This is a genomic window from Variovorax boronicumulans NBRC 103145, assembly GCF_001591345.1.
Lineage (GTDB): Bacteria > Pseudomonadota > Gammaproteobacteria > Burkholderiales > Burkholderiaceae_C > Variovorax > Variovorax boronicumulans.
Window position 1 is genome coordinate 24,401 of sequence record NZ_BCUS01000051.1, and the last position, 18,527, is coordinate 42,927.

Consider the following 18,527-nt stretch of genomic DNA (forward strand, 5'->3'; position numbering starts at 1 on the left):
GGCTACCACTTTAGCGTGACCGCTCTGTGGACGCGTCCAGACGTAAAAAAAGCACCGCAATGCGGTGCCTTTTCGTTGCAGGGCTGCGTCAGAAGATCAGCCCGGCACTTTCTTGAGCATCTCGATGCCGATCTTGCCTTCGGCGATTTCGCGCAGGGCCGTGACGGCGGGCTTGTTCTTGCTCTCGATCTTGGGTGCGTGGCCTTGGCTCAGCATGCGCGCACGGTACGTGGCGGCGAGAACGAGCTGGAAACGGTTCGGGATCTGAACGAGACAATCTTCGACGGTGATGCGGGCCATGATGAATTCTTTCGGTCGGTGAGCGGGGATTTCAAGGGATGTTCAGTGCGGCGAACGTATCGGCACGTGCTCTGCGCTGTGCGGAATACCGGAGCCTCTGCGCGTGGACGATCGCCTTGAGATCGAAGAGTGCGCGCTCAAATAACTCGTTGATTATAACGAAATCGAATTTTCCGGCCTGGGCCATCTCTTCGGCCGCGTTTTTCAGGCGCAGTTCGATCACCGCCGCGCTGTCTTCGCCGCGCCGTTCCAGGCGGGAGCGCAGCTCTTCCCAGCTGGGCGGGAGGATGAAGATCATGACCGCGTTGGCAAAGGTCTTGCGGATCTGCAGCGCGCCCTGGAAGTCGATTTCGAGGATCACGTCGGTGCCCAGGGCCACCCGCTCCTCGACCGCCTTCTTTGACGTACCGTAGCGATGGCCGTGCACATGGGCCCATTCGACGAAGCCGTCGGCCGCGATGAGGGCGTCGAACTCGCTCGGCGAGGCGAAAAAGTACTCCCGACCGTGCTTTTCCTGTCCGCGCGGGGGGCGCGTGGTGTGGGAGACCGAGGGCTGAACGGCCGAGTCGAGCTCCATGAGCGCCTTGACCAGGCTCGATTTGCCAGCGCCGCTGGGCGCGGCGACCACGAAGATATTGCCGGGGTAGTCCATGGGAAGGCTCGTCGTCATTCGATGTTCTGCACCTGCTCGCGCATCTGCTCGATGAGGACCTTCATGTCCACGCCGATGCGCGTGAGTTCCAGGGCCGCCGACTTGGAGCCCAGGGTGTTGGCTTCGCGGTGCAGTTCCTGGATCAGGAAATCCAGCCGCTTGCCGATCTCGCCGCCCTTCTTGAGCAGCCGCTCGATCTCGTCGAGGTGCGAGTTCAGCCGGGTGAGCTCTTCCGCCACGTCGATGCGGATCGCGAAGGCGGTGGCCTCGGTCAGGGCGCGGTCCTGGGCGGCTTCGGGCAGCGTGCCGCCCGTGCCGGCGGTCAGGCCCATGGCCTCCTGCCAGCGCTCCAGGAAGCGGGTGCGCTGCTGTTCGACCAGCTGCGGCACCAGCGGACCGGCCTGCTGCACCAGGGTGCGCAGCTGCGCCAGGTGCGCCTCGAGCATCTTGGCCAGCCGGGCGCCTTCGCGCTGGCGGGCGGAGATCAGGGCCTCCAGGGCCTTGCCTGCCACGTCGAGCAGGTCGGGGCCCCAGTCGCCGCGCGTGGCGCCGTCGCTGCCGGCCAGGCGCAGCACGTCGGCCACGCTGAGCTCGCGGGCGCCGGGCAGCCAGGCACGGATGCCGTCCTGCACGCCGTTCAGCCGCTGAAGCAGCTTGACGGAGGGCTCGACCACGCCCGCCTGGGACGTGTTCTCGATGGCCGCGCGCACCTCGACCTTGCCGCGCTTGAGCTTGCCCGTGAGCAGCTCGCGCAGCGCGGTCTCATGCTGGCGCAACTCCTCGGGGAGCTTGAAGGTGAGGTCGAGAAAGCGGCTGTTGACCGAGCGGATTTCGACCCCGAGCCGGCCCGCGGCGGAGGGCCGTGCATCGGCTTCGGAGTGGCTGCCTGCGGGGCCGTTCTGGCCGCTGGCGTAGCCGGTCATGCTGTAAACTGGCATTGCGCCTCACTGTGGTTTTGCTTGCAAGCACCGAGGCGTCGGTACAGCGTTCGCTTGCCGCACCATCGCCTTCGGGCGAAACTCCCGGATTATGTCAAAGGTCAAGCCTACGCCCCTGTTGCCCGATACGGTCATTGGCGGATATCGCGTTGTTCGCCGGCTTTCCGCGGGCGGTTTCGGCGTGGTCTACCTCGCGATCGACCCGAACGGCCAGCAGGTCGCCGTCAAGGAATACCTGCCTTCGTCGCTCGCCACGCGGGGCCCCGGCGAACTGGCGCCGCAGGTGCCGCCCGAGAAGCTGTCGCTGTACCGCCTGGGGCTCAAGAGCTTCTTCGAAGAAGGCCGCTCGCTCGCGCAAATTTCGCATGCGTCGGTGGTCAGCGTGCTCAATTTCTTCCGCGAAAACGAGACCGTCTACATGGTCATGAACTACCTGGAGGGCGCGACCCTGCAGGATTTCGTGGTCACGGCACGCGACCTGAAGCGGCAGAAGGTGTTCCGCGAATCGACCATCCGTTCGCTGTTCGACGAAATCCTGCGCGGCCTGCGCATCGTCCACCAGTACAAGATGCTGCACCTGGACATCAAGCCCGCCAACATCTTCGTCACCGACGACGACCGCGCCGTGCTGATCGACTTCGGCGCCGCCCGCGAAGTGCTCAGCAAGGAGGGCATCTTCATCCGCCCCATGTACACACCCGGCTTCGCCGCCCCCGAGATGTACCGGCGCGATTCGTCGATGGGCCCCTGGACCGACATCTACGCCATCGGCGCCTGCATCTACGCCTGCATGCAGGGCTATCCGCCCAACGACGCGCCCCGGCGCATCGAGAAAGACCGCCTGAGCCTGTCGCTCTCGCGCCTGCGCGGCGTGTACTCCGACAACCTCATCGAGGTGGTCGAGTGGTGCATGTCGCTCGACCCGCTCTCGCGTCCGCAGTCGGTGTTCGCGTTGCAAAAGGAACTCAGCCGCGAAGGCGAGCGCCGCTACACCAAGCTCACGGTCGGCGAAAAGGTGCGCCTGTCGATCGACAACATCCGCTCCTTCGACAAGAAGAGCCTGCCGCGCGCCGCCGCGCCCACCACCCGTCCGGCCTGATCGACATGAAGTTCTCCGTGTTCCAGGTCAGCCGCAAGGGCGGCCGTCTCAAGAACGAAGACCGCATGGGCTACTGCTACACGCGGGAGTCGGGTCTGTTCGTGCTCGCCGACGGCATGGGCGGTCATCCTGAAGGCGAAGTGGCGGCCCAGCTGGCGCTGCAGACCATCGCCGCGCTGTACCAGCGCGAGGCCCGCCCCACCGTGAAGGACGTGAAGGCCTTCCTGGCCGAATCGGCCATGTCGGCGCACCAGCAGATCATGCGGTACGCGAGCCACAAGGCGATGCTCGACACGCCCCGCACCACCGTCGTCGCGGCCGTGCTGCAGAACGCCACGGCCACCTGGCTGCATTGCGGCGACTCGCGTCTGTACGTCGTGCGCGATGGCCGCCTGCTGACCCGCACGCGCGACCACTCGCACGCCGAGCGCCCCAAGCCCCACGGCGCCACCGACGCGCCGGTCAACCGCAACCTGCTGCTGACCTGCCTGGGCTCGCCCACCACGCCGCTGTTCGACGTGTCGGCGCCGCTGCCGCTGCAGCGCGGCGACCGCCTCATGCTGTGCTCCGACGGCGTCTGGGGCGTGCTCGACGACGCCGTCATCGTGCACACCCTGTCGTCCGGCAAGCCCGTGTCCGATGCCGCGCCCGACCTCGCCGAGATGGCGCTGCGCAAGGGCGGCGCCCACAGCGACAACGTGACGCTGATCGCGCTCGAGTGGGAAATGCCCGAGACGCCCGGCGACGACCGGGGCGTGTCCACCGAAACCATCGACGACGGCGTGTTTGCCTCGACCATCCAGGCCGGCATGCCGTCCGACAGCGAGATCGACGACCTCGACGAAGACGCCATCGAGCGCTCCATCGCCGAGATCAACGAAGCCATTCGCCGCTCTGCCGCCCGCAAGACCTGATCTCCTGATCGGGTCTCGCGGTTTTTCTTTTTCTTTTTCGGTTTCCTCCAGACACATGACTGCTTTCACACGAAGCGGCGGCCGCGCCGCCGACCAGTTGCGCCCCGTGCGCATCACCCGCGGCTTCACCATCCACGCCGAAGGCTCCGTGCTCATCGAGTTCGGCCAGACCCGCGTGCTGTGCACCGCCTCGGTCGAAGAAAAAGTGCCGCCGCACAAGAAGGGCAGCGGCGAAGGCTGGGTGACGGCCGAATACGGCATGCTGCCGCGCGCCACCCACACCCGCAGCAGCCGTGAAGCCGCCAAGGGCAAGCAGACCGGCCGCACGCAGGAAATCCAGCGCCTCATCGGCCGCTCGATGCGCGCCGTGTTCGACCTCGCCGCCTTGGGCGAACGCACCATCCACCTCGATTGCGACGTGCTGCAGGCCGACGGCGGCACGCGCACCGCGGCCATCACCGGCGCCTTCGTGGCCGCACAGGATGCCGTCGACAAGCTGCTGGCCTCCGGCGCGCTCAAGACTTCGCCCATCAAGGGCCACGTGGCCGCCATTTCGGTGGGCATCGTCGACGGCACGCCGCTGCTCGACCTCGAGTACACCGAAGACTCGGCCTGCGACACCGACATGAACGTCGTCATGACCGGCGCCGGCCACTTCGTCGAAGTGCAGGGCACGGCCGAAGGCGTGGCCTTCACGCGCGAAGAAATGAACCTCCTGCTCGGCCTGGCCGAGAAGGGCATCGGCGAACTCGTGAGCCTGCAGCAGCAGGCCCTGCTTTCGAACTGAACGAACGACGACCCCAACCCACAGCCACTGGCGCCCATTCGCTGGGCATCACAGCCATCTTTGACTTTCCATGAAACTGGTTCTGGCTTCCAACAACGCGGGCAAGCTCGCCGAACTCCAGCAGCTGTTTGCCGAGCTGTCCGTCACCCTGGTGCCGCAGTCGGCACTGGGCGTGGGCGAGGCTGAAGAACCCTTCCGCACCTTCGTCGAGAACGCGCTCACCAAGGCGCGCCACGCCAGCGCCGCCACCGGCCTGCCGGCCATTGCCGACGACGCGGGCCTGTGCGTCGATGCCTTCGGCGGCCTGCCGGGCGTCGACACCGCCTATTACGCCACGCAGTTCGGCTACGCCAAGGGCGACGCGAACAACGTGAAGGCGCTGCTCGAACAGCTCGATGGCGTGGTCAACCGCCGCGCCGCGCTCGTCAGCACGCTGGTCGCGCTGCGTAGCCACGACGACCCCGAGCCGCTCATTGCCGTCGGCCGCGTGGTCGGCGAGATCGCGCCCGCGCCCATCGGCGACAACGGCTTCGGCTTCGACCCCGTCATGTACCTGCCGACCTTCGGCAAGACCTTCGCCCAGCTGCCGCCCGATGTGAAGAACGCCAACAGCCACCGCGGCCGCGCCGCGCAGGCCATGCTCGCCCTGATGCGCGAGCGCTGGTTCTGACCCATGGCCACCGTCTTCCCGATCCAGCCCGCCCAAGCCGGCGGCGCCCCCCAGGCCAATGACGTGCTGCACTGGATGCGCCCCGGCCCGCTGCAACTCGCCGCGCTGCCGCCGCTGTCGCTGTACATCCACCTGCCGTGGTGCCTGCGCAAGTGCCCCTACTGCGACTTCAACTCGCACGAGTGGCGTGCCACGAGCGAAGCCGACATCGATGGCCTTCCCGAAGCCGCCTACATCGACGCGCTGATCGCCGACCTCGACGCCGCGTTGCCGCTGATCTGGGGCCGCACCGTCCACACCATCTTCATCGGCGGCGGCACGCCCAGCCTGTTCTCGCCGCAAGCCATCGACCGGTTGCTGGGCGACGTGCGCGCGCGCCTGAAGCTCGCGCCCGAGTGCGAGATCACGCTCGAGGCCAACCCCGGCACCTTCGAGCGCAACCGCTTCCGCGCCTACCGCGCGGCCGGCGTCACGCGCCTGTCGGTGGGCGTGCAGAGCTTCAACGACGAGCACCTGACGGCGCTGGGCCGCGTGCACGACCGTGCCCAGGCCATCGCCGCGGTGGAGGAGGCCGCGAGCGCCTTCGACACCTTCAACCTCGATTTGATGTACGCCCTGCCGGGCCAGACCATGGAAGGCCTCGACGCCGACCTGACCCAGGCCCTGGCGCTGGCGCCGCCGCACATCTCGATCTACCACCTCACCATCGAGCCCAACACCTGGTTCGCCAAGTTCCCGCCCACGCTGCCCGAGGACGACATCGCCTACGCCATGCTCGACCGCATCACCGAGCGCACGGGCGCGAGCGGCATGTCGCGCTACGAGGTCTCGGCCTATGCGCGCGACGGGCATCAATGCGCGCACAACCTCAACTACTGGCAGTTCGGCGACTACCTCGGCATCGGCGCCGGCGCGCACAGCAAGCTGAGCTTTGCGCACCGTATCGTGCGGCAGGTGCGTTATCGCGAACCGCGCCTGTACATGGAGAACGCGCGCGCTGGCATGGCCGTGTCGCAGAGCGACGAAGTGGCGCTGGCCGACCTGCCGTTCGAGTTCATGCTCAATGCGCTGCGGCTGAAGCAGGGCTTCACGCTGCCCCAGTTCAGCGAGCGCACGGGCCTGGCGATGACGTCGATCCAGCGCGGCCTGGAAGAGGCCGAGCGCAAGGGGCTCGTCGCGCGCGACCTGTTCCGCGTGTGGCCCACCGAGCGCGGACTCGACTTCCTGAGCGATCTGCAGACGCTGTTCCTGCCCGATGACGAGTAAGGCTGCGCCGTCAGCTTAAAATCGACGGTTCCGGAGAGTTGGGTGAGTGGTTTAAACCAGCAGTCTTGAAAACTGCCGACGTGAAAGCGTCCGTGAGTTCGAATCTCACACTCTCCGCCATCAGCCTGCTGCTCACGCAGGCCCGCGATCGGGGGCAAGCCATTTGCCCCTTCACGCAACCTACCTCCCCGACCCGTACCGCCGCACCAAAATGCGCGTTCCTGCCGCAGTCTCAAACTGCTGCCAAGCCAGCACCGCATTCCCCATTTCATTCATCGCCAGATCCGGCGAAACCGCAATTTCGTCCGTGCCCTCCTGAGCCACCGGCGTCCCCCACCCATCCGCCAGCGTGTGCCGAGCCGCAAAAAGATCGCTCGTCCCCACCCCATTCCCCTGCGCCCACGCCACCAGCGCATTGGTCGCATCGTCCACACCCAACGCAGGCAAGCTCGCCAGCGCCTGCGAAGCCGCTGCCCGCACCACACGGTCCGCGCTGAACGCCGCCCCCGGTGCCGCCGTCGCCGCCATGAGCGCGTTGTCCAGCCGCCCCCAGCTCACGACCGCCGCACCCGCCGCGTTCATGCGCAGCACAGGTGTGCTCAGCAACGCCTGCGTGGCGACGAACGGAGCGCCCACCCGCGCGGTGGTGCTCTGCCACGCGCCCGCCGAGAAGCGCGTGAACCACACGGCGCTTTCCCACTGGTTGCTGCCGCCGGGCAGGTCGGCCTGGCCCCACGCCAGCAGTGCGTTGCCTGCGGCGTCGATCGCCAGGTCGTGGGCGCCGATGGAGTGGCCGGTGCCGGTGTCGGGCACGAGTTCGGTGGCCGTGGTCCAGGTGCCGCTTGCGTTGGCGCGGTTGGTCCAGAGCGAGGCGCTGCTGCCATCGGAGCGCTTCCATACGGCGACCGATTCGCCCGACCCCGCGACCACGATGGCCGGGTCGCCGTCCACGCTGCCCACGACTTCGTTGGTCTCGATGAGCGCAGCCGTGCCCCATCCGCTGCCGGGGGTGTAGCGGTTGGCGTAGATGCTGAAGCGTGTGGCCGGGCCGATCTGCGACCACACGGCGACGGCGTTGCCGTTGGCGTCGATGCCCACGCTGGCGTTGCCGACGATGCCGGTGCCGGTCTCCAGCAGCGCGGGGCTGCCCCAGCCGCCCGTGGGGTCGACGGGCAGCGCCCACAGGTCGTAGCCGGTCACGGAGCTCAGCTGGGTCCACAGCACGACGGCGCGGCCGCTGGGCTTGTCGATGGCGATGCGGATGTCGCGCACGCCGCCGGCGTTGGCCTCGAGGCGCTGCGGCGCGGTCCAGCCGCTGCCGGGCAGGTAGCGGCTGCCCCACAACCGATCCACCTGAGGGTTGCCTTCGATCTGGCGCCACACGACCAGTGCGCGCCCTTGCGCATCGATCGCGGTCTTCGGCAGGCTGGCGCCGCCGGCCGACAGCGCCGACGCATCGCCCCAGCCGATCACCGGCGGTGCGGCCACGAAGGTGGCCGTCACGTCGAGCGCGGCGTCCATCCCCACGGTGCAGGTGCTGGCGTTGCCGCTGCATGCACCGCCCCAGTTGCCGAGCACCTGTCCCGCGGCCGGTGTGGCTGCGAGGACGACCTCGGTGCCCGCGCTGAAATCGGCACTGCAGCGGTCGGTGCAGTCGATGCCCGCGGGCTGCGACCCGACGCGGCCGTTGCCGGTGATGCCGACCTCCAGGCGATGCGTCACTGCCGCCGGCGGGGGCGCGGGCGGAAAGAGGCCGAGGGGCGGCAACGCACCGCCGCCTGATCCGCCACCACCGCCGCCACAGGCCGCCAGCAGGGCCAGCGCGCCCGTCCAGACCATCCACCGTCCGTAGCTGCTCGTCTTCGTCATGTCCGTGTTCCTCCTCATCCGCTGGCGCCGGGGCCCGGCGCCTTCTGTGCTTGCTTGTTCGTTCAAGAGGGGCGGATCGTAGGGACGGCTGCGCGTGCGGCCCATAGCACCTTCGGGCACCTGCCCGAAGGTGCTATGGGCCGTTGCAAGGTGTCCCGATAGGCTCCCTGCATGACCTCTTCACGAACGCTCTTCTGCCTGCCCTGGCTTCTCGTGGCTGCTGTTCTGACGGGTGGATGCGCTTCGCATGCCGTGACCGACGACGCCATCGTCACGAACACCTCGCGCGCGCTGGGCCTCCCGCCGCAGGCGTTCACGATCTCGAACCGGGCCGACAGCGGTGTGCAGACGACCTTCCAGGCCCGCACCGACGGTGGACGGGTCTACAGCTGCTACGTGGAGGGTTCGGTGTCGGTGGTGGGCCGGGTGGTCAGCGATGCCATCTGCCAGGAGATGCGCCAGAGCGATGCCCCCGCGTCCGCGCGCCGCTCCGCCACGCGGCCGGCGACCGCCCCCGCACCGGCCTGCAATGCGCTGCTGCGCGCCGCCGGTCGTTGCAGCTGAGGCTTCGCGAAAGCCGACGCTGCACCGATGCGCCGGCGTAGACAACAATGGCGCCCTACGAGGAGAGGGCGCGGGCCGGGCCCGCACCCGAGGATCACGGCACCATGAAACTCCTGCTTGTCGACGATCACCCGCTGTTCGGTGTCGGCTTTGCGCATGCGCTGACGCACGCCCGTCCCGACTTCGAAGTGCAGACCGCGCTCTCGCTGGCCGAGGGCGTGGCACGCGCGTCGCAATGCGCGCCCGACATCGTGCTGATCGACTACCGCCTGGGCGGTGAAGACGGCCTCGAAGGCCTGCGCCTCTTCGGCGCCCGGCATCCCCTCGTGTCGCGCCTGATGATCTCGGGAGACGAAGAATCCGCACTCGCCGCGCGCGCACGCGCCGCGGGGGCGGCCGGCTTCATCGGCAAGTCGCGCTCGGTGGCGCACATCGCGGCGGCGCTGGACGAGGTGGCCGCCGGTGGCGAGGCTTTCGATATGCTGGCCTCGCGCACCGGTCCGCAGGTCGCGAGCCTCACGCCGCGCCAGCTCGAAGTGCTGCTGCTGGTGGCGCAAGGCCGCCAGAACAAGCAGATCGCCGCCGAGCTGGAGATCGCGGAGCGCACGGTCAAGCTCCACATCACGGCGCTGCTCGACACGATGGACGCGCGCAACCGCACCCACCTGCTGGTCCAGGCGCGGCGCGCGGGGCTGTGGCTGGCGCAGGAATGAGATGAGCGCGTCGTCCCCGGTGCAGGCCCCTTCCAACGCCGACGTGGTGGCGGAGGAGGTCGCGGCGCCTGCCCCGCACGCACGCATCCGCGCGTGGTCGGCCCTGTCGGACCTGCAACTCGAGCAGCTGACGCAGATGATCCGCTCCACGCCGTGGTCGTGGATGCTGGCCGCGGTCGGCGGCTTGCTCTGCTACCTCGAATACGCAGCGGGGCCCGATGGCCCGCGGGTGGGGGCGTGGGTCGTCGTCTACGGCCTGGTCATCGCCGCGCGGATGGGCCTCTGGCTGACCTGGGCAGTGCGCCCCGGGCTGCGCGCGAACCTGGCGGCGATGGTGTGGCCCGTCATGGCCAGCAACCAGCTGCTGGCCTTGCTCTGGGGCGTGCTCAGTGCGCTGCTGTGGCACGAAGGGCCGGCGCAGGCCGAGGCCATTCTTCACATCGCGATGGTGACGGTGTCGCTGGGTGGCGCGATCCGCCTCTCGACGATCGGGCGGGCGGCCATGGCCTATGTGGTGCTCATCCTCGGCCCGCTGGTGCTGCGCGACATCTGGTTCGGCGGCAGCTACCACCTGGCCATGGCGCTGATCGTGACGCTCATCGGCGTCTACACGCTGCTGAGTTCCCGCGAGCTCTCTCGTGCGCTGCACGAGATCCAGGCGCAGCGCCGGCGCAATGCCGAACTGGTGACCGCGCTGAGCGCCGAAAACGAGCGCAGCCGCTCGGCCCGACAGATCGCCGAAGAAGCCGTGGCCGCGCGCATGCGCTTCTTCGCCTCGGCCAACCACGACCTGCGCCAGCCGCTCAACGCGATGGCGCTGCTGGCGCAGACGCTGCACACGGTCAGCACGCAGCCGCAGGTGCAGGCGCTCTCCGAGCAGCTGGTGGCCTGCGCCGACGGCATGACCGACGTGGTGGACGACCTGCTCGACATCACGCGCGCCGATGCCGGATCGATCAGCCCGCAGTGGTCGCTCTTCGCCATCGACGCGCTGCTGCGCGACTGCTGCCGGCCGCACCAGGCTGTGGCCGCGGCCAAGGGGCTGACGTTCGAACTGGCCATCGACCCCGCCACCGTCCGCAGCGACCGCGCCTTGCTCACGCGTGTCGTCACCAACCTGCTGGCGAACGCCATCCGCTACACGCACCAGGGCACGGTGCGGATCGGTGGCCGGGTCGACAACGGCCGGCTGCGGCTGGCCATCGAAGACACGGGCATCGGCATCGCGCCCGAGCACCTGTCGCACGTTTTCGACGAGTTCTATCAAGTCGACAACCCCGCGCGCGACCGGCGCCTGGGCTACGGCCTGGGCCTCGCGACCGTGAAGCGCCTGAGCGAGCTGCTCGACCTGCGCGTGACCGTGCGCTCGCAGCCGGGGCAGGGCAGCGTGTTCGACGTGCAGGTGCCGTTGGCCGATGCGGCCGAGAGCGGCCGGGCGGAGGATGCCGAACGGCTCGCCGCGTCATCGACTGCCGCGTTGGCCGCGCGCGTGCTCGTGCTCGACGACGACCAGAGTTCGTTGCAGGCGCTTCAGGGGCTGCTGGCCTCCTGGGGCGCGGAGGTCCGCGCCGCGAGCGACATGGCGGGCGCGGTGGCCTGTCTGCAGGCGGGCTTCCAGCCCGATGCGCTGGTGGTGGACCTGCGGCTGGGCCTGCAGGCGAGCGGCCTGCAGGCCATCGCGGACCTGCGCCTTGCGTTGAACGAATCCGACCTGCCCGCGTTGATCGTGACCGGCGACGTCGGCGGCGATTCGCTGGCGGCGGCACGCGAGGCCGGCCTGCCGGTGCTCGTCAAGCCGGTGCGGCCCTCGCAGCTTCGCGCCTTCCTGGGCCATGCGCAGGCCTGGCGGCGAGAGCGCGCGCCCGACTGAACGATGGATCAGCGGCCCTCCACCGCGTGCCCCGCAATCGCATCGATCACCGGCGCCCACGTCAGCTTCGGCAGCGCGTGGCCCATGCCCTCGATGGTCACCATCTTTGCGCCGGGCACGTGGCGCGCCACGTCCTTCCCGCATTCGATCGGCACCAGCGGATCGACATCGCCATGGATCACCAGCGTCGGCGCCTTCAGCGACGCCAGCCGCTCCCTGCGGCTGCCTGACGCGATGATGGCCGCGAGCTGGCGTGCGTAGCCGGCCGGGTGCAGGCCGCGTTCGAAACTGCGTTCCGCGCGCGTGGCATCGAGCGCCTCTTCGTCCGGATGCGAACCGGCGCGCAGCACCTTCATCACCTGCTGCTGGCGCGCGATGTAGCCGTCGCGGTCCAGCGGCGTGGGCGTGAGCAGCACCTGCAGCGCCTGGGGCTGGGGCGGTGGCAGGTCGGGGGCGCCGCTGGTGGCCATGATCGACACCAGCGTGCGCACGCGCGCCGGATGGCGCAGCGCGATCTCCTGGCCGATGGCGCCGCCCATCGAGGCGCCGACGATGTGGGCGCGATCGATGCCCAGCGCATCGAGCAGGCCGACCGCATCGTCGGCCATGTGGGCCAGCGTGTACGGCACCTGGCTCGCGCTCACCGGCACGCCGGCCAGCGCCTGCCCGAGCAGCTTGGCCACGTCGGGAATACCCGCGGCGCTCAGGCGCGTGGACTGTCCGATGTCGCGGTTGTCGAAGCGGATGACGCGGTAGCCGCGACCGGCCAGGCGCTCGCAGAAGGCTTCGTCCCACGCAATCATCTGCGTGCCCAGGCCCATGATGAGCAGCAGCGGTAGCGCCGCCGGATCGCCGAAGCAGTCGTAGGCCAGCTCGATGCCGTTGGACGAAGCGAACGAAGGGGAAGAGGGGTCGCGTTGCATGGGGCGTGGCGGTGAAAAGGAAGGGGAGAGAAAGCAAGAGAAGCGAAAGGCAACCGTCGCGCGTTGCGCTTTGCGCCCTGCGGCCGGGACGGTGTTTCGTGGACGATCTTTCCGTGGGGCACCAGCGTGAGAAAGGTTCGTTCAGACCAACCGGGAGTGACTTCGGGACAATTTGGCGCTATCGGGAAACTCCGAGTCTGCGCGTGCAGAACGCTTCGATATCCTGCGACGACCTTGGAGTGCGAGGCCAGTGGCGGCCTCGCCATCGAAGGCATGTGTTCTGAAGGGATTGAATCGTCGTGCATCGTTCGCCACCCGACTTCGCGTCACGCGTCTACGGACCCCAGCGCGTCGCAGCCATCGTCGCCACCCTGGTCGAAGAAGGCATCGCACCGGAACAAACCCTGAGTGGAAGTGGCCTGACGGAAGACCAGCTGCGCGCACCGGCGACGCGGATTTCCTACGAGCAGGCAGCCGTGGTCTTCCGCAACGCGGTGCGCCTCGCGCCCGGCCCCAGCATCGCCTTTCGCGCGGGCATCCGCATGCACCTCACGGCCTACGGCATGTACGGCTACGGGTTGCTGAGCAGTCCCACGCACGCCGACCTGATGGACTTCACCATCAAGTACAACCGCGTCATGGGCCCCGTGGCCGGGCCGGTGTCGTACACCTGCAGCGGCGGCACGGCCGTGCTGCCCTACGAGGTGCTGCTGTCGTCCGATCCGCAAGACCCGCTGTACCGCTTCGCGCTCGAGTTCGCCTTTGCGGTGCACCTGCGGCTGGGGCGCGATCTCTTCGGGCCGTCGTTCGGTCTTTCCGCATTGCATGTGCGCTTTGCCGAGCCCGAAGATTTGAGCGCCTACCGCACGCTGTTCGGCTGCCCCGTGGCGTTCGGCCAGCCGCGCGACGAACTGCATGTGGGCTCGCCGTGGGTGGGCCATCCCTCGCGGCTGCCCGACTCGGTCACGCATGCGATGGTGAGCGAGATGTGCCAGCAGGTGCTGGCCGACCTGCCGCGCTCGGGCGGTGTCTCGTCGGTGGTGCGGCGCACGCTGATCGACCACATGCCGTGGCGCTTTCCGACCATCGAGCCGATGGCTTCGGAGCTGTCGATCCATCCGCGCACCTTGCGCCGACGCCTCGAGACCGAAGGAACGACCTACCGCGGCATCCTGGCCGACGTGCGTCGCGTGCTGGCCATCGAGTACCTGCGCACCACGCGCATGACCACCGAGGAAATCGCCGAGCGGCTGGGCTACAGCGACGCCTCGAACTTCCGCCACGCCTTCGTGCGCTGGACCGGCCGCAGCCCGCAGGACTACCGCGCGGCGAAGGCCTGAGCCTCGCCTGCGCGATGCCGCATCGGGCATCGTGAACCACCGCTGATTCGCACGCGCGCGCCTTCGTGCGGCGTTCGCGTGGCCGTCGATCCACACATCTGTTCGCAGTTGTGCGTCGCGCCTGCGCGGCGTTCGAACACGCGTCCCGAAATCACCGCGAAGTGGTCGCATCGCACCTTTCCTTGTCGACGTCGCCGCGAAAAGATGGCGCCCAGAGCAACGACAACAAAGTGCCCGATCCGAGCCTCGCTGAAGGCCCGGACGAGGCCGACAGGAGACAACAACATGGATGCACCTCGCGCGTGCCGGCATGCCCGGCACGGACTGGACGTACGCGGCGGGTTCACACCATGCATGCGTGCCGCCGCACAGGCCGGGCGTCGCCGTTGCGCGGCGCCTTCACCCCTTTTCCCCGACCTCGATCCTCTCTCGAACGACCGCCCGACCGGGTAGCCGTGTGCATCGCGTCTGCACGTCGGGCTTTTTCTTCGCCTCTCTTTTTTCTCTTTCCCTTTCCCTCCACTCCCGAGATGACCATGACCGAATCTTCTTCGATGGCCCCGCCGTCCCGCCGCCTGCTGATGCTCGAGTGGCGCGCCGTGGCGGAGCTGTCCGCGTTCTTCACCATGGCCCCGATGCTGCGCATGGCGCCCGCGGGCGACGGGCATCCCGTGCTCGTGCTGCCCGGCCTCTCGGCGAGCGATGCCTCGACGCAACCGCTGCGCGCCTTCCTGCGCGACCGCGGCTACCGCGCGCACGGATGGAAGCTCGGCCCCAACTTCGGCCCGCGCCCCGGCGTGGAAGACCAGATGCAGGAGCGCCTGGCCGAACTGCACGAGCGCTACCAGCGCAAGGTGAGCATCGTCGGCTGGAGCCTGGGCGGCGTGTTCGCACGCGAGCTGGCGCGCCGCGCGCCTTCGCAGGTGCGCAGCGTCATCACGCTGGGCAGCCCGTTCGCCGGCGAGCCGCGCGCGAGCAACGCGTGGCGGCTGTACGAGATGGTGAGCGAGCGCAAGGTCGAGGACTGGCCCGAGCGCGAACGCATGCGCACGCCGCCGCCCGTGCCGGCCAGCGCCATCTACAGCCGCAGCGACGGCATCGTGGCCTGGCAGGGCTGCCGCGAACGCGAGACCGCGACCTCGGAAAACATCGAGGTCGAGGGCAGCCACTGCGGCCTCGGCCACAACCCCGTGGTGCTCTACGCCATTGCCGACCGGCTCGCGCAGCCCGAGGGCCAGTGGAAGCCGTTCCGCCGCGAAGGCCTGCGCCGCCTGCTGTACCTCGACCCGCACCGCGACGTGCGCAAGGCCGCCTGACGCGCCGCATCACCAACCCACTCATTCACTTCCTGGAGACGCACATGAACAGCAAGCCCTGGCTGGCTTCCTACCCCGAAGGCGTGGCGTGGGACCACGCGATCACGCCCACCTCGGTCCAGCAGATCCTGGCCGACGCCGTGGCCGGTTTTCCCGACCGGCCGGCCATCGACTTCATGGGCAAGCGGCTGAACTATCGCGAGCTTGGCGCGCTGGTCGATCGCGCCGCCAAGGGCTTGCAGGCCCTGGGCGTGCGCCCCGGCGTGCACGTGGGCCTGTTCCTGCCCAACACGCCGCACTACCTGGTCGCGCTGTTCGGCGTGCTGCAGGCGGGCGGCACGGTGGTCAACTACTCGCCGCTCGATGCCGCGAAGGTGCTCGAGCACAAGATCGAGGACAGCCAGACCGACTTCCTCATCACGCTCGACCTGGCCGCGCTGTACCCGCAGATGGCCGCCATGCTCGGCAAGACGCGTCTCAAGAAGCTCATCGTCGGCAACCTCGCCGAGATGACCGGCGCGCCCGAGCAGGTGGCCGCGCAGATGAAGGCGAAGAACGAAACGGTCGAGATCTCGGGCGACGAGCACCACCTGCGTTTTTCCGAACTTCTCGACAACGACGGCCGCTACACGCCGCACCCCATCGGCGATCCGCGCGAGGCGCTGGCCATCCTGCAGTACACGGGCGGCACCACTGGCCTGCCCAAGGGCGCGATGCTCACGCACGCCAACCTGTCGTCGGCCTGCGAGCAGGTGGTGATCACGCAGTCGGGCACGCCGCCCGTGCTGCAGATGGGCACCGAGCGGCTGCTCGCGGTGCTGCCGCCGTTTCACATCTACGCGCTCACGGTCAACCTGCTGCTGGGCGTGCGCCTGGCGGCCGAGATCGTGCAGCACCTGCGCTTCGACCCCAAGGCCGCGCTGCGCGACATCGCCGAGAAGAAGCTCACCACCTTCTGCGGCGTGCCCACCATGTTCACCGCGGTGATCGGCGACCCCGACACGCCGCAGTACGACCTGCACTCGCTCAAGCTGTGCAACTCGGGCGGTGCGCCGCTGCCGATGGAGGTCGGCGAGCGCTTCCGCGCCATCACCGGCACCTGGCTGGCCGAAGGCTGGGGCATGACCGAAACCTCGCCCACCGGCACCTTCTCGCCCGCGCACGGCCAGCGCAAGGCGGGCTCGTGCGGCATTCCGCACCCGGGCGTGGTCATCAAGATGCTCGACCTCGAAGACCCCACGCGCTACGTGCCGCTGGGCGAGAAGGGCGAGATGTGCATCCAGGGCCCCAACGTGATGAAGGGCTACTGGAACAAGCCCGAGGCCACGGCCGACAGCACCACCTTCGACGGCTTCTTTCGCACCGGCGACGTGGGCTACATGGACGAGGACGGCTTCGTCTTCATCGTCGACCGCTGCAAGGACATGCTGCTGTGCAGCGGCTACAACGTCTATCCGCGCGTGCTCGAAGAGGCCATCTACCAGCACCCGGCCGTGCATGAGGTGGCGGTGATCGGCGTGCCCGACGAATACCGCGGCCAGTCGCCCAAGGCCTTCGTCACGCTCAAGCCCGGCGCCGAGGCCTTCGACATCAAGGCCCTGCAAAGCTTTCTCAAGGAGCGCGTGGGCAAGCACGAGATGGTGCAGGCCCTGGAGATCCGCGCCGCGCTGCCCAAGACGGCGGTGGGCAAGCTCTCCAAGAAAGACCTCGTGGACGAAGAGCTGCGCAAGCAGGCCGTCGCCGCGGCCACCGCCTGAGCGCGCGCATTCCCCAATTCCCACCGATCCCACCGACGAAAGAGGCCACGCCATGGACCACCTGAGCAGCATGGACGCGTCGTTCCTGCACCTTGAAACCCCCGAGACGCCGATGCACGTCGGCAGCCTCATGCTCCTGGACCTGCCCGAGGGCTACCGGGGCGACTACTACGAAGACGTGAAGGGCATGCTGGGCAAGCGGCTGCACCTGGCGTCGGTGCTCACGCGCAAGCTCGCGCAGATGCCCTTCGAGCTGGCCGAGCCGGTGTGGATCGACGACGACGACATCGACCTGGACTACCACGTGCGCAGCCTCACGCTGCGCCGCCCCGGCACCATGGAGCAGCTGCACCACCTCGTGGCGCGCCTGCATTCGAGCCTGCTCGACCGCAGCCGCCCGCTGTGGGAGATGTACGTCATCGAGGGCCTGGAGAACGGCCAGGTGGCCTTCTACACCAAGGCCCACCACAGCGGCGTCGATGGCAAGGCCGGCACCGAGCTGGCCAAGGTGCTCTACGACACCACGGCGCAGATGCGCGAGGTGCCGCCCGCGCGCCGCAAGCGCGGCAGCGGCAGCCACTACCAGCTCGGCGTGGCCGAGCTGCTGCAGGCGGCGGTGTCCAACTCGGCGCGCCAGTACCGCAAGCTCGCCGAGCTGCTGCCGGCGGCCGCGCGCGCGCTCACGGCGGCCGGCAGCGTGCTCGCGAGCCAGCAGACCGGCAAGGGCGAGCGCCGCCTGAGCCTGGGCATGGCGCCCAAGAGCATGTTCAACGACGCCATCACCAACCAGCGCTCGTACAGCACGATGTCGCTGCCCTTCGATGAACTGAAGGCGCTGGGCAAGCGCGTGGGCGGCACCGTCAACACCATCGTGATGGCGATGTGCAGCGAGGCGCTGGCGCGCTTCCTGAAAGAGCGCAACCTGCTGCCGAAAGAAGCGCTGATCGCCGGCGTGCCCGTGAGCCTGCGCGCGGAGGGCGACGACTCGATGAACAACCAGGTGTCGATGGTGCGCGTCGACCTGGCGACCGACATCGGCGACGCGGCCGAGCGCTTCAAGGCGATCCATGCCTCGTCGGAGGCGGCCAAGGCCGTGGTGCGCGAGCTCAAGCCCGTGCTCGGCGTGGACATGCCGATCACCGGCTCGCCCTGGCTCATGACCAGCCTGGCGTCGCTGTACGGCCGCTCCAACCTGGCACGCCGCGTGCCGCCCGCAGCCAACGTGCTGATCTCGAACGTGCCGGGGCCGGGCGCCACGCTCTACGTGGCGGGCGCGCGGATGATGCACTTCTATCCGGTGTCGATCCCGTACCACGGCAGCGCGCTGAACATCACGGTGCAGAGCTACGCGGGCTCGCTCGACTTCGGCCTCACGGCCTGCCGCCGCATCCTGTCGCAGGAAGAGTCGTACGAGCTGATCGGCCACCTGCGCGCGGCGCTGCGGCAGATCGAGCGGCTGCCCAGCGTCGAGAGCGCGGCCAAGCCGGTAGTCGCGAAAGAGCTGCCAGCCGAGGCCGTGCCCGCCAAGGCCCCGCGCCGCGCGAAGGCG

General features: G+C 68.7%; 17 protein-coding genes and 1 tRNA gene. 13 read left to right on the plus strand and 5 right to left on the minus strand.

The genetic code is table 11. The features are described 5' to 3' along the window. Positions 1-96: 96 nt before the first annotated feature. The 3 genes from rpoZ to VBO01S_RS16255 are packed head-to-tail and all read right to left on the minus strand — an operon-like array spanning position 97 to position 1,890. Entirely contained in the window at positions 97-300 is a 204-nt protein-coding gene (rpoZ, locus tag VBO01S_RS16245) for a DNA-directed RNA polymerase subunit omega (RefSeq protein WP_013543330.1), read from the minus strand. Between the two features lie 31 nt (positions 301-331). Continuing rightward, positions 332-952 (minus strand): guanylate kinase, encoded by a 621-nt coding sequence (gmk, locus tag VBO01S_RS16250; RefSeq protein WP_062476362.1) that lies wholly within the window; start codon positions 950-952, stop codon positions 332-334. Between the two features lie 14 nt (positions 953-966). Continuing rightward, complete coding sequence (locus VBO01S_RS16255) at positions 967-1,890, minus strand: YicC/YloC family endoribonuclease (RefSeq protein ID WP_062476308.1); 924 nt, start codon at positions 1,888-1,890, stop codon at positions 967-969. Positions 1,891-1,981: 91 nt separating this feature from the next. Here VBO01S_RS16255 and VBO01S_RS16260 point away from each other — a divergent pair, with 91 nt between their 5' ends. From VBO01S_RS16260 to VBO01S_RS16285, 6 genes are all read left to right on the plus strand, one after another. Beyond that, the gene (locus VBO01S_RS16260) at positions 1,982-2,989 is read left to right on the plus strand and encodes a serine/threonine protein kinase (protein ID WP_056573330.1); all 1,008 of its coding nucleotides are present in this window, start codon (positions 1,982-1,984) and stop codon (positions 2,987-2,989) included. A gap of 5 nt (positions 2,990-2,994) precedes the next feature. Further along, positions 2,995-3,903 carry a PP2C family protein-serine/threonine phosphatase gene (locus tag VBO01S_RS16265; protein ID WP_062476311.1) on the plus strand — a complete coding sequence of 303 codons (909 nt, stop codon included), beginning with the start codon at positions 2,995-2,997 and terminating at the stop codon, positions 3,901-3,903. Between the two features lie 55 nt (positions 3,904-3,958). Continuing rightward, positions 3,959-4,690 (plus strand): ribonuclease PH, encoded by a 732-nt coding sequence (gene rph / locus VBO01S_RS16270; protein ID WP_062476315.1) that lies wholly within the window; start codon positions 3,959-3,961, stop codon positions 4,688-4,690. Between the two features lie 70 nt (positions 4,691-4,760). Beyond that, a complete protein-coding gene (locus VBO01S_RS16275; RefSeq protein ID WP_062476318.1) occupies positions 4,761-5,360 on the plus strand; it encodes a non-canonical purine NTP pyrophosphatase in 600 nt (199 codons plus the stop codon). 3 nt (positions 5,361-5,363) lie between these two features. Continuing rightward, positions 5,364-6,626: a radical SAM family heme chaperone HemW gene (gene hemW, locus VBO01S_RS16280; protein WP_062476321.1), complete on the plus strand. Its 1,263-nt coding sequence runs from the start codon at positions 5,364-5,366 to the stop codon at positions 6,624-6,626. A 32-nt stretch (positions 6,627-6,658) separates the two neighbouring features. Beyond that, positions 6,659-6,746, plus strand: a tRNA-Ser gene (locus tag VBO01S_RS16285). Between the two features lie 60 nt (positions 6,747-6,806). Here the strand turns inward: VBO01S_RS16285 and VBO01S_RS16290 are convergent. Then, the gene (locus VBO01S_RS16290) at positions 6,807-8,495 is read right to left on the minus strand and encodes an InlB B-repeat-containing protein (RefSeq protein ID WP_062476324.1); all 1,689 of its coding nucleotides are present in this window, start codon (positions 8,493-8,495) and stop codon (positions 6,807-6,809) included. A gap of 171 nt (positions 8,496-8,666) precedes the next feature. Here VBO01S_RS16290 and VBO01S_RS16295 point away from each other — a divergent pair, with 171 nt between their 5' ends. The 3 genes from VBO01S_RS16295 (at position 8,667) to VBO01S_RS16305 (ending at position 11,642) form a co-directional block, all read left to right on the plus strand. After that, positions 8,667-9,059 (plus strand): hypothetical protein, encoded by a 393-nt coding sequence (locus VBO01S_RS16295; protein ID WP_062476327.1) that lies wholly within the window; start codon positions 8,667-8,669, stop codon positions 9,057-9,059. Positions 9,060-9,163: 104 nt separating this feature from the next. After that, positions 9,164-9,772: a response regulator transcription factor gene (locus VBO01S_RS16300; protein ID WP_062476330.1), complete on the plus strand. Its 609-nt coding sequence runs from the start codon at positions 9,164-9,166 to the stop codon at positions 9,770-9,772. A 1-nt stretch (position 9,773) separates the two neighbouring features. Then, positions 9,774-11,642, plus strand: a complete 1,869-nt coding sequence (locus VBO01S_RS16305) for an ATP-binding response regulator (RefSeq protein WP_062476332.1) — start codon at positions 9,774-9,776, stop codon at positions 11,640-11,642. 8 nt (positions 11,643-11,650) lie between these two features. Here the strand turns inward: VBO01S_RS16305 and VBO01S_RS16310 are convergent, their stop codons facing one another. Further along, positions 11,651-12,565, minus strand: a complete 915-nt coding sequence (locus VBO01S_RS16310) for an alpha/beta fold hydrolase (RefSeq protein WP_062476335.1) — start codon at positions 12,563-12,565, stop codon at positions 11,651-11,653. A 299-nt stretch (positions 12,566-12,864) separates the two neighbouring features. Between VBO01S_RS16310 and VBO01S_RS16315 the strand changes: the two genes are divergently transcribed. The 4 genes from VBO01S_RS16315 to VBO01S_RS16330 all read left to right on the plus strand — a co-directional run. Further along, complete coding sequence (locus tag VBO01S_RS16315; RefSeq protein ID WP_095746631.1) at positions 12,865-13,905, plus strand: AraC family transcriptional regulator; 1,041 nt, start codon at positions 12,865-12,867, stop codon at positions 13,903-13,905. Positions 13,906-14,441: 536 nt separating this feature from the next. Next, positions 14,442-15,221, plus strand: a complete 780-nt coding sequence (locus VBO01S_RS16320) for an esterase/lipase family protein (RefSeq protein ID WP_095948796.1) — start codon at positions 14,442-14,444, stop codon at positions 15,219-15,221. Between the two features lie 44 nt (positions 15,222-15,265). Further along, positions 15,266-16,978, plus strand: coding sequence for a long-chain-fatty-acid--CoA ligase (locus VBO01S_RS16325; protein WP_062476340.1), 1,713 nt, complete (start codon positions 15,266-15,268; stop codon positions 16,976-16,978). Positions 16,979-17,030: 52 nt separating this feature from the next. Beyond that, positions 17,031-18,527: wax ester/triacylglycerol synthase family O-acyltransferase (locus VBO01S_RS16330; RefSeq protein WP_062476343.1), on the plus strand; the 1,497-nt coding region annotated here is incomplete at its 3' end.

Coding starts and splice junctions, on each gene's coding strand:
- rpoZ (WP_013543330.1), bottom strand. CDS start 300: ATGGCCCGCATCACCGTCGAAGATTGTCTCGTTCAGATCCCGAACCGT.
- gmk (WP_062476362.1), bottom strand. CDS start 952: ATGGACTACCCCGGCAATATCTTCGTGGTCGCCGCGCCCAGCGGCGCT.
- VBO01S_RS16255 (WP_062476308.1), bottom strand. CDS start 1,890: ATGCCAGTTTACAGCATGACCGGCTACGCCAGCGGCCAGAACGGCCCC.
- VBO01S_RS16260 (WP_056573330.1), top strand. CDS start 1,982: ATGTCAAAGGTCAAGCCTACGCCCCTGTTGCCCGATACGGTCATTGGC.
- VBO01S_RS16265 (WP_062476311.1), top strand. CDS start 2,995: ATGAAGTTCTCCGTGTTCCAGGTCAGCCGCAAGGGCGGCCGTCTCAAG.
- rph (WP_062476315.1), top strand. CDS start 3,959: ATGACTGCTTTCACACGAAGCGGCGGCCGCGCCGCCGACCAGTTGCGC.
- VBO01S_RS16275 (WP_062476318.1), top strand. CDS start 4,761: ATGAAACTGGTTCTGGCTTCCAACAACGCGGGCAAGCTCGCCGAACTC.
- hemW (WP_062476321.1), top strand. CDS start 5,364: ATGGCCACCGTCTTCCCGATCCAGCCCGCCCAAGCCGGCGGCGCCCCC.
- VBO01S_RS16290 (WP_062476324.1), bottom strand. CDS start 8,495: ATGACGAAGACGAGCAGCTACGGACGGTGGATGGTCTGGACGGGCGCG.
- VBO01S_RS16295 (WP_062476327.1), top strand. CDS start 8,667: ATGACCTCTTCACGAACGCTCTTCTGCCTGCCCTGGCTTCTCGTGGCT.
- VBO01S_RS16300 (WP_062476330.1), top strand. CDS start 9,164: ATGAAACTCCTGCTTGTCGACGATCACCCGCTGTTCGGTGTCGGCTTT.
- VBO01S_RS16305 (WP_062476332.1), top strand. CDS start 9,774: ATGAGCGCGTCGTCCCCGGTGCAGGCCCCTTCCAACGCCGACGTGGTG.
- VBO01S_RS16310 (WP_062476335.1), bottom strand. CDS start 12,565: ATGCAACGCGACCCCTCTTCCCCTTCGTTCGCTTCGTCCAACGGCATC.
- VBO01S_RS16320 (WP_095948796.1), top strand. CDS start 14,442: ATGACCGAATCTTCTTCGATGGCCCCGCCGTCCCGCCGCCTGCTGATG.
- VBO01S_RS16325 (WP_062476340.1), top strand. CDS start 15,266: ATGAACAGCAAGCCCTGGCTGGCTTCCTACCCCGAAGGCGTGGCGTGG.